The organism is Thermomonas sp. (assembly GCF_035369645.1).
Lineage (GTDB): Bacteria > Pseudomonadota > Gammaproteobacteria > Xanthomonadales > Xanthomonadaceae > Thermomonas.
In genome coordinates this window covers 46,922-56,090 of record NZ_DAOOUM010000003.1, presented here as the reverse complement: position 1 = coordinate 56,090, position 9,169 = coordinate 46,922, and the positions used below count along the sequence as shown (strand labels likewise).

The following is a 9,169-nucleotide window of genomic DNA, read 5'->3' as shown; positions in this document are numbered from 1 at the left end:
TGTATGCCGACATGGGGCACTTCGGTGCACCGCCCATTCGCAACGCATGGTATTTCTTTGTATTGCCCTGCCTGGTTCTGAACTATATGGGGCAGGGTGCGAATGTGCTCAAGCACCCGGAATCGGTGGCCAACCCGTTTTTTGAAGCGGTGCCAGAGTGGGCGTTGTACCCGATGATCGTGCTGGCCACGATGGCGGCAATCATTGCCTCGCAATCGGTGATTACCGGTGCGTTTTCGATGTCGCGGCAGGCGATGCAGTTGGGCTATATCCCGCGCATGTTGATCAAGCACACCTCGCGCGACACCATCGGTCAAATCTATGTGCCCGGCATCAACTGGTTGATGATGGTGACGGTGATTGCGCTGGTGCTGGCATTCCAAAGCTCCACCAACTTGGCCTCCGCCTATGGCGTGTCGGTGTCGGGCACGATGCTGATCGACACCTTGCTGCTGGCGTTGTTGGCGCGTGCGCAGTGGGCTCGCGCACGTTGGTGGGTGCTGCCATGCTGCTTCTTCATAATTCTGGTGGATATTGGTTTCCTGATTGCCAATGGGGCCAAATTTTTCCACGGTGCATGGTTCCCGATTGCACTGGGGCTGCTGGTCTTCACCATGATGCGGACTTGGCGGCGCGGGCGTGAATTGCTGCGCGAGGAAGTCCGCAAAGACGGTATCCAGTTGGATGTATTCCTGCCCGGCTTGATGCTGGCACCGCCGGTGCGCGTGCCAGGGACGGCGGTATTTTTGACCGCGGATGCAGGGGTCGTGCCGCATGCGCTACTGCATAACCTCAAGCACAACAAAGTGCTGCACGAGCACAATGTGTTCTTGACCGTAGAAACCTTGCAAGTGCCGTATGCGCCGAAAGAAAAGCGCCTGCAGATTCAGTCGATTGGTGGGGAAGATTTCTACCGCGTGCTGATTCGCTACGGCTTTATGGAGGCGCCGGATGTGCCACTGGCATTGATGCGTTCTTGTGACCAGTGTGAGTTGGTGTTCAATCCCATGGACACCACCTATTTTGTCAGCCGCGAAACAATCGTGGCCGGCCGCCATCGTGGCATGCCGATCTGGCGCGACAAATTATTTGCCTTCATGCACCGCAACGCTGCGCCGGCTACCAATTTCTTCCGTATTCCCGGCAATCGGTTGGTGGAATTGGGTGCACAGGTAGAGATTTAGCGATAATCCGCGCATGACCGATCCCCGTATCCTTGCCCCTGCCGCCAGCCGCGACGACGACGCGCTGGAAGCCTCCATTCGTCCCAAGCGGCTGGACGAATACCTAGGCCAACGGCCGGTACGCGAGCAGATGCAAATCTACATCGAGGCGGCCAAGGGGCGTGGCGAGGCACTGGATCATGTGCTGATTTTTGGCCCACCGGGCCTGGGCAAGACGACCTTGTCACATGTCATCGCCAACGAGTTGGGCGTGGGGCTGCGGGTCACCTCGGGGCCGGTGATCGAAAAAGCCGGCGACTTGGCTGCATTGCTGACCAATTTGCAGGCACATGACGTGCTGTTTATCGACGAAATCCATCGGCTGTCGGCGGTGGTCGAAGAAATTCTCTATCCGGCGATGGAGGACTACCAGATCGACATCATGATCGGCGAAGGCCCGGCCGCGCGGTCGATTAAGCTGGACTTGCCGCCGTTCACCCTGATTGGTGCGACCACCCGTGCGGGGCTGTTGACCGCGCCGCTGCGGGATCGTTTTGGCATCGTGCAGCGCTTGGAGTTTTATTCGCCGGAAGATCTCACCCGCATCGTGCGACGCTCGGCGCAGATTCTGGGGATTGCCTGCGATGCCGACGGCGCGGGTGAAGTGGCGCGGCGCGCGCGCGGAACCCCGCGGATTGCCAACCGTCTGTTGCGGCGGGTGCGTGATTACGCGCAGGTGAAAGGTAATGGCGTGATCGACGCCAGCATCGCGCGTGCCGCCATGGACATGCTGAAGGTGGATCCGGAAGGCTTTGATGACCTCGACCGGCGCATGCTGGGGGTGATCATCGATGCTTTCGATGGCGGCCCGGTGGGCGTGGAGTCGCTGGCGGCGGCGTTATCGGAAGAGCGCGGCACGCTGGAGGATGTGATCGAGCCCTACCTGATCCAGCAAGGCTTCTTGATCCGCACCGCGCGCGGGCGCATGGCCACGCCGAAGGCGTATCGACATTTGGGTTTCAAACCAAAAGCCGACGCGGCAGGGCTGTTCGATGGCTGAATCATTTGTGTGGCCGGTGCGGGTGTATTGGGAAGACACCGATGCCGGCGGCGTGGTTTATCACGCCCAATATCTGGCGTTTATGGAACGTGCCCGCAGCGAATGGCTGCGTGCGTTGGGCCTGCACCAAGACGCCCTCAAGCGCGATGCGGATCTGGTGTTTGTGGTACGCGCCATGCACACCGAGTTTCGCGCACCAGCGCGGCTGGACGATCAGCTTCAGGTCAGCGTGACTCTGTTGCAATGTCGCGGGGCCAGCTTGGTGCTGGCGCAGCGCATTGAACGTGCGGGCGTGTTGCTGGTCGAAGCGCAAGTAAAAATTGCGGCATTGACGGCCTCAAGCTTCCGTCCACGCGCAATCCCAGATGCACTCTTGAACGTTTTTGAACCTTTGCCGGAGTCTCCATAGATGCCCGTTTCCACCATGCTGCAATCGCTGCCGCAGGCGCTGCCGGACAATGCCGCCGCCAACGCGGTGGCGCTAACTGATACCGGGGCAAAAGCGGCCGCCGCCCACGGTGACCAAGGTCTGAATATCTTGCAACTGGTCTTGCACGCCAGCATCCCGGTGCAACTGGTGATGCTGCTGCTATTGGCCGCATCGGTGGCATCGTGGGTGATTATCCTGCGCAAGAAGCGCGTGCTAGACCGCGCCGAACACGAAGCCGACCATTTCGAGGAAACTTTTTGGTCTGGCATCGAGCTGCCCAAACTGTATGCCACCGCGACCGAACGCAACCGCAGCATCGAGGGTCTGGAGGCCATTTTTGAAGGCGGTATGCGCGAGTTCAACCGCATTCGTCAGCGTCGCGGCGTGGATGCGCGGATGCAGTTGGAAGGTGCGCAGCGGGCGATGCGCGCCACCACCTCGCGCGAATTGGATGGGTTGGAGCGCAACCTCGAATTTTTAGCCAATGTCGGCTCGATCAGCCCGTATGTGGGCCTGTTCGGCACCGTGTGGGGGATCATGATTTCGTTCCAAGGCTTGGCCTCGATGAAGGAAGCCACCATTGCCACGGTGGCACCGGGTATTTCCGAAGCCTTGGTGGCCACCGCGATGGGCCTGTTTGCGGCGATTCCGGCGGTGTGGGCCTACAACCGCTTTGCCACTCGCGCCGAACGCATGGCAGTGCGCTACGACACCTTCAGCGAAGAATTCGCGTCGATCTTGCAGCGCCAAACCCACACGGACGACTAAGCGCATGGCCGTCTCCAACCGCCGCGCGCGCAAGCGCAAGCTCAAGGCCGAAATCAACGTCGTGCCTTACATCGACGTGATGCTGGTACTGCTGATCATTTTCATGGTCACCGCGCCCTTGCTCAATGTCGGCGTGGATGTGAACCTGCCGCAGGCCAACGCCAAATCGCTGGAACAAAAGAAAAAACAGCCACTGGTGGTGCAAGTGTTCAGCGATGGCAAATTGGGGCTGATGTACGAAGGCCTCAACCGCCCGCAAGCCATGGACGAAGCCGCACTGCTGATCAAAGTGGCCGCCTTTGTCCATGCCGACCCGGATGTCTCGGTGTATGTGGCCGGTGATGGCAACGTGCGCTATCAGGTGGTGTATGCGCTGATGGGCAAGTTACAAAGCGATGCCAAAGTGTCGCGGGTCAGCCTGATGGGCGCGCCACCCACGACGACGCAATCGGCCAAACCGGGCAAGTGATAGGCGATTTGTGAAGCAGACTCGCGCCGATACCCATGTCGCGACCGTGCAGGCCATTGGTCTGCATGTGCTGTTGTTCGCGCTGCTGTTTTTCGGCTTGAAGTTGCCACCAGATTTGCCGATGCAAGCGGCGCAGGGCGACCCGATCGAGGCCGATTTGGCCACCGCCAGTGACCTCAGTGCGCCAATGCAGCGCGCCTTACAACGCAAGCCGGTGACACCAGAGCAAGCGCCGACGCCGGTTGCGCAGCCGCTGCCCACGCCACTTCAAGAAGACGTAACGCCGCCCAAACTGACGCAATTGCCGCCGCCGGTGCCCGATCCTGCCCCTATCGAGCAGGAAAAAGTACAGCGCGACGCCGCATTGCCGGCGCAGAGTCAAGTACAAAAAGAACAGGACGAAAAGCGTCGCAAGCCCGACCAGGCCGAGCTGGATGCGCCCAAACCCGACCCCAGGCAGCGGGTGTTGGAAGAAATTCGCCGTCAGCGCGAACTGGCATCGCGCGAGCGCAGCATGGCCGAGCAGCGCGCCCAGCAATTGGCCGATGCACGAACCAGCACGGCCACGCCCACTACTACACCGACCCGGCCCCCCCCGGGCGACCCCAATAGCCTGCAACGCAAAAGCGCCAGCTATCAGGTGGCGTTGATGAACGCGATTTTGCGGCAATGGACGCGGCCGGACTCGGTCAAGTTGGGGCAGACCTGTGAAGTGCTGATCAAACAAATTCCCGGCGGTGAAGTGATCTCGGTGCAGGTGTCGCCAAGCTGTCCGTATGACGATCTAGGCCGGCGTTCGGTGGAAGCGGCCATCATGAAGGCTTCGCCATTGCCGTATGCCGGGTTTGAGGATGTTTTCGTGCGCAACCCGATGCTGAAATTCCGCGCCGAAGACCTTTAATGGCAATGTTGTGCCGGCATAGTCCGCAACCGTTCACCCTATTTCACACCGAATAGGCGATCCTGTTCATCTAGCTGACCGAATGTGGGGCCGCATGCGCAAGAATGCTTGCCGACTGTTGTTGCCGTTATTACTGCTACCCGCCTGTGCCGCACTGGCGCAATCACGCGGTGGTCTTGAAATCGACATCATCGGCGGCAACGCAGCCGCCTTACCGATCGCCGTGGTGCCGTTTGGCGGTGATTGCGGGCAGACCGACGTGGGCGGGGTGGTGCGCGCTGACTTGGGGCGGTCGGGGCAGTTCCGCACGCTGGATCCGGCCAATCTGCCAGAGCGCCCCACCGAGGGCAGCGCCGTGGCCTACCCCACATGGCGCATGCTCAAACAGGATTTTTTGCTGGTCGGGCGCTGCGTCAGCAGTGGCGGTGATTACCGCACCGAATACGAATTGTTTGATGTCGCCAAGCAACAACGCTTGCTCGGCTTCGCGTTGACCGCCCCGGGTGGGGCGATGCGCGATGTAGCCCATCAAATCAGCGATGCGGTGTACGAAAAAATCTTGGGGGTGCGTGGCGCGTTCTGGACCCGCATTGCCTATGTCACCTCCACCGGTCTGGGCCGCGAAGCCAAGTACTCCTTGGTGGTGGCCGATGCCGATGGCTTCAATCCGCGCACCGTGGTCAATTCCAGCGAACCGTTGCTGTCGCCGTCGTGGAGCCCGGACGGGCACAAGCTGACCTATGTCAGTTTTGAAGGCGGCAATTCCGGCATCTGGATTCAAGATATCGCCACCGGCAGCCGCGAAAAAGTCACCAACTTCCGTGGCATCAATGGCGCGCCAAGTTTTTCGCCGGACGGCACGCGCTTGGCGATGACTCTGTCCAAGGGCGGCAACCCCGACATCTACGTGATGGACTTGGCCAGCAAACACCTGACCCAGATCACCAACCAATTCAGCATCGACACTGAAGCCACCTGGAGCCCGGACGGCAACAGCCTATACTTCACCTCCGATCGCGGTGGTCGCCCGCAGGTGTATCAAGTGTCGGCCAGCGGTGGCAGCGCCTCTCGGGTGACCTTTGATGGCAGCTACAACGCCAGTCCGTCGCTGTCATTCGATGGCAAAAAACTGGCCACCGCACAGGGTGCCGGCAATGTGTATCGCATTGCCTTGATGGATCGCAGCACTGGCAGCCCGCGTTGGAGCATGCTCTCGCCCGGCTCGCTGGATGAGTCCCCCAGTTTTGCCCCGAATGGCGCGATGGTGCTGTATGCCGCGCGTGAAGGCCGACGCGGCGTGTTGTATGCGGTGTCGGCCGATGGCCGCGTGCGGCAACGACTGGTCTTGGCCAGCGGTGACGTGCGCGAACCCGCGTGGTCACCCTTCCGGCAAAAATGAGCCCCGTCAGCGTTGCCGTCAACGCACATTGACATGCAAGTCCCTACACTACCGTCGAACCCCACGACTCCCACGACTCCCACGAAAAGGTATCTACCATGAAGGCTTCCATCCCACAGATCGCCCGTATCTTGACTATTGCCGGCTTGTCCGCATTCGTTGCTGTGGGCTGCGCCAAGAAGGTCAAAGAAACTCCGCCGCCCAGCAATCCGGTGGACACCACGACGACCGCACCGATCAATGACACCCCGCGTGCAGGTGCCTACACCCCCGCCGACCTCGATAGCGATGCTTGCCTGCGTCAGCGCGTGGTGTACTTCGATCTGGATCAAGATGCGCTGAAGCCGGAATTCCAAGCCATCATGAATTGCCACGCCAAATACCTGCGTGACCGCCCGAGTGCGCGCCTGCGTCTGGAAGGCAATGCCGACGAGCGCGGCAGCCGCGAATACAACCTCGGTTTGGGCGAGCGTCGCGGTAATGCCGTGTCTTCGGCGCTGCAAGCCAATGGCGGCAGCAGCAGCCAGCTGTCGGTGATCAGCTACGGCGAAGAGCGCCCGGTCTGCACCGAATCCAACGAAGCTTGCTGGAGCAAGAATCGTCGCGTTGAGCTGGTTTACAGCGCCAAGTGATGCGTATCACGATGACCCTTCCGGTGCTGGCGGTGGCGCTTGTCGCGTCACCGCTGGCGCATGCACAGCGGGCCAGTTTGGCCGACCGGGTGGCGGTGCTGGAACAGCGCGCCGCCGGTGAGCAAAACGGTACCGAACTGGTCAACCAAATCAGCCAACTGCGCAGCGAAGTGCAAGAGCTGCGTGGCCAGATCGAGCAGCTGCAACAGCAGCAAGAGCAGGCCAAACAAGGCCAGCGCGCGCAATATCTGGACTTGAGTGGGCGTCTGGACCGGTTGGAAGGCGGCAACTCCGCCTCCGCTGCGGGTGCCGCCACCGCCGCTGCGGCCAGCGTGCCGGCAGCAACGCCAGCGGCGAAGGCGGCACCGGCAACGGCCAGTAGCAGCGGCGGCATCACAGGCAAGGACGAACAAAGCGCTTACGGTTATGCCTTCGACGCCCTAAAAAGTGGCGACTATGTGGAATCCGCGCGTCGTCTGCGCGAGTTTCTGGCGGCGTTTCCGGGTGGGCAGTTGGCCCCCAATGCCATGTACTGGCTGGGTGAGAGCTATTATGTCACCCAAAATTACAGTTTGGCCGGTGACCAGTTTCGCGCCTTGCTGGACCGCTACCCCAGTCACGACAAGGCCCCCGGTGCCCTGCTCAAACTGGGCCTGACCCAGTACGGGCAAAAGCAATACCCACAGGCCGAGGCCACCTTGCGGCAGGTCGTGCAACGCTATCCTGGCAGCGATGTCGCGCGCACTGCGCAAGACCGTCTGCGGTCCATGCAACTGGCCGGCAACCGCTAAACTGCGCCCATGAACGACGTCGCCGATGCGGCCGCCGCAGCGGCGGCCCTCCAACCCGAGCGCCTCAAGCTCACCGAAATTTTCTTGTCACTGCAAGGTGAAGCCCGCGATGCGGGTTGGCCTACCGTGTTTGTGCGGCTGACCGGCTGCCCCCTGCGCTGCACGTATTGCGATACCACCTATTCCTTCTACGGCGGGCAATGGTGGGAGATCGACGCCATCTTGGCCGAAGTTGCGAAACACGGCGTGCGCCATGTCTGCGTGACCGGCGGTGAACCGCTTTCGCAAAAACGCTGTTTGCTGCTGCTAGAAAAACTTTGCGATGCCGGCTATGTGGTGTCGCTGGAAACCTCGGGTGCGATTGATATCACCGGTGTGGACGCGCGGGTGTCGCGGGTGCTGGATATCAAAACCCCGGGTTCGGGTGAAGTGACGCGCAACCTGTGGGGCAACCTGCCGCTGCTGACCGCGCATGATCAAGTCAAAGTGGTGATTTGCTCGCGCGAAGATTTCGACTGGGCCAAGCAGGTGGTGTTGCAACATCGTCTGTTTGAGGTGTGCGATGTGCTGTTTTCGCCCAGTGCTGGCCAAATCACCCCGCGCGCACTGGCCGATTGGATCATTGAAGAAAAATTACCGGTGCGCTTCCAGATGCAGTTGCACAAACTGCTGTGGAACGACGAACCGGGGAGGTAAACCATGCACAAACCCGCAGTCGTCTTGGTGTCCGGCGGTATGGATTCAGCGGTGGTTCTAGCCATCGCCCGCGAGCAGGGCTTTGCCGTGCATGCCTTGAGCGTACGCTACGGCCAGCGCCACACCTCCGAGCTAGACGCCGCCGCGCGGGTGGCCAAGGCCTTGGGTGCGGTGACACACAAAACCGTCAATGTGGATTTGCGCAGCATTGGCGGTTCGGCGCTGACCGACGCGGACATTGCGGTACCTACCGACGTCGACGGCCACATCATCGGCCAAGGCATCCCGTCCACCTATGTGCCCGCGCGCAACACCATCATGCTGTCGGTGGCGCTGGGCTGGGCCGAAGTCCTGGGTGCCACCGATCTGTTCTGTGGGGTCAACGCGGTGGACTATTCCGGCTACCCGGACTGCCGCCCCGAGTTCATCGCCGGCTTTGAAGCCTTGGCCAATTTGGCCACCAAAGCTGGGGTGGAAGGCAGCCACTTCCGCGTGCACGCACCCTTGATGCGCATGAGCAAAGCCGACATCGCCCGCGAAGGCCTGCGCTTGGGCGTGGACTTTGCGCAGACCGTCAGCTGCTACCAAGCCGACGCCAACGGCCTTGCCTGCGGCCACTGCGATGCCTGCCACCTACGCGCGCAAGGTTTCGCCGATGCCGGAATTTTGGACCCCACCTACTATATTGCCCGCTGATTCGGTTAGAATGCGCACCCCGGCGCAATGTCGGGCAGGTTTTTCCCAGTGGGCCGTTAGCTCAGTCGGTAGAGCAGAAGACTTTTAATCTTTTGGTCGATGGTTCGAATCCATCACGGCCCACCATCGAATTCACAAAGAACTCGGACTGGATTGCCAGCCAC

Annotated in this window: 11 protein-coding genes and 1 tRNA gene; all 12 read left to right on the top strand. The window is 60.9% G+C overall.

The window, feature by feature from the left end; translation table 11 throughout:
* Nucleotides 1-1,184 (top strand): KUP/HAK/KT family potassium transporter (locus PK789_RS01230; protein ID WP_324306515.1); only part of this gene is annotated, 1,184 nt, incomplete at its 5' end.
* Nucleotides 1,185-1,197: 13 nt separating this feature from the next.
* Complete coding sequence (ruvB, locus tag PK789_RS01225) at nucleotides 1,198-2,223, top strand: Holliday junction branch migration DNA helicase RuvB (RefSeq protein WP_324306514.1); 1,026 nt, start codon at nucleotides 1,198-1,200, stop codon at nucleotides 2,221-2,223.
* Nucleotides 2,216-2,632 (top strand): tol-pal system-associated acyl-CoA thioesterase, encoded by a 417-nt coding sequence (gene ybgC, locus PK789_RS01220; RefSeq protein WP_324306513.1) that lies wholly within the window; start codon nucleotides 2,216-2,218, stop codon nucleotides 2,630-2,632. Before ruvB ends, ybgC begins: the two co-directional genes overlap by 8 nt.
* Nucleotides 2,633-3,421 (top strand): protein TolQ, encoded by a 789-nt coding sequence (gene tolQ / locus PK789_RS01215; RefSeq protein WP_324306512.1) that lies wholly within the window; start codon nucleotides 2,633-2,635, stop codon nucleotides 3,419-3,421. It begins immediately after the preceding gene.
* Between the two features lie 4 nt (nucleotides 3,422-3,425).
* Nucleotides 3,426-3,890, top strand: coding sequence for a protein TolR (tolR, locus tag PK789_RS01210; protein WP_324306511.1), 465 nt, complete (start codon nucleotides 3,426-3,428; stop codon nucleotides 3,888-3,890).
* A 10-nt stretch (nucleotides 3,891-3,900) separates the two neighbouring features.
* On the top strand, nucleotides 3,901-4,791 hold the full coding sequence (locus PK789_RS01205; protein WP_324306510.1) for a cell envelope integrity TolA family protein: 891 nt from the start codon (nucleotides 3,901-3,903) through the stop codon (nucleotides 4,789-4,791).
* Between the two features lie 94 nt (nucleotides 4,792-4,885).
* Nucleotides 4,886-6,190 (top strand): Tol-Pal system beta propeller repeat protein TolB, encoded by a 1,305-nt coding sequence (gene tolB / locus PK789_RS01200; RefSeq protein ID WP_324306509.1) that lies wholly within the window; start codon nucleotides 4,886-4,888, stop codon nucleotides 6,188-6,190.
* A gap of 98 nt (nucleotides 6,191-6,288) precedes the next feature.
* Complete coding sequence (pal, locus tag PK789_RS01195) at nucleotides 6,289-6,822, top strand: peptidoglycan-associated lipoprotein Pal (RefSeq protein ID WP_503011859.1); 534 nt, start codon at nucleotides 6,289-6,291, stop codon at nucleotides 6,820-6,822.
* Nucleotides 6,822-7,613, top strand: coding sequence for a tol-pal system protein YbgF (gene ybgF, locus PK789_RS01190; RefSeq protein WP_324306508.1), 792 nt, complete (start codon nucleotides 6,822-6,824; stop codon nucleotides 7,611-7,613). The genes pal and ybgF overlap by 1 nt, the downstream gene beginning before the upstream one ends.
* A 9-nt stretch (nucleotides 7,614-7,622) precedes the next feature.
* Nucleotides 7,623-8,309, top strand: a complete 687-nt coding sequence (queE, locus tag PK789_RS01185) for a 7-carboxy-7-deazaguanine synthase QueE (protein ID WP_324306507.1) — start codon at nucleotides 7,623-7,625, stop codon at nucleotides 8,307-8,309.
* A gap of 3 nt (nucleotides 8,310-8,312) precedes the next feature.
* Nucleotides 8,313-9,005, top strand: coding sequence for a 7-cyano-7-deazaguanine synthase QueC (gene queC, locus PK789_RS01180; RefSeq protein WP_324306506.1), 693 nt, complete (start codon nucleotides 8,313-8,315; stop codon nucleotides 9,003-9,005).
* A 50-nt stretch (nucleotides 9,006-9,055) separates the two neighbouring features.
* Nucleotides 9,056-9,131: transfer RNA gene (locus PK789_RS01175), tRNA-Lys, on the top strand.
* The last annotated feature ends 38 nt before the right edge of the window (nucleotides 9,132-9,169 follow it).

Coding starts and splice junctions, on each gene's coding strand:
- tolB (WP_324306509.1), top strand. CDS start 4,886: ATGCGCAAGAATGCTTGCCGACTGTTGTTGCCGTTATTACTGCTACCC.
- queC (WP_324306506.1), top strand. CDS start 8,313: ATGCACAAACCCGCAGTCGTCTTGGTGTCCGGCGGTATGGATTCAGCG.
- tolR (WP_324306511.1), top strand. CDS start 3,426: ATGGCCGTCTCCAACCGCCGCGCGCGCAAGCGCAAGCTCAAGGCCGAA.
- ybgF (WP_324306508.1), top strand. CDS start 6,822: ATGCGTATCACGATGACCCTTCCGGTGCTGGCGGTGGCGCTTGTCGCG.
- ruvB (WP_324306514.1), top strand. CDS start 1,198: ATGACCGATCCCCGTATCCTTGCCCCTGCCGCCAGCCGCGACGACGAC.
- tolQ (WP_324306512.1), top strand. CDS start 2,633: ATGCCCGTTTCCACCATGCTGCAATCGCTGCCGCAGGCGCTGCCGGAC.
- queE (WP_324306507.1), top strand. CDS start 7,623: ATGAACGACGTCGCCGATGCGGCCGCCGCAGCGGCGGCCCTCCAACCC.
- ybgC (WP_324306513.1), top strand. CDS start 2,216: ATGGCTGAATCATTTGTGTGGCCGGTGCGGGTGTATTGGGAAGACACC.
- pal (WP_503011859.1), top strand. CDS start 6,289: ATGAAGGCTTCCATCCCACAGATCGCCCGTATCTTGACTATTGCCGGC.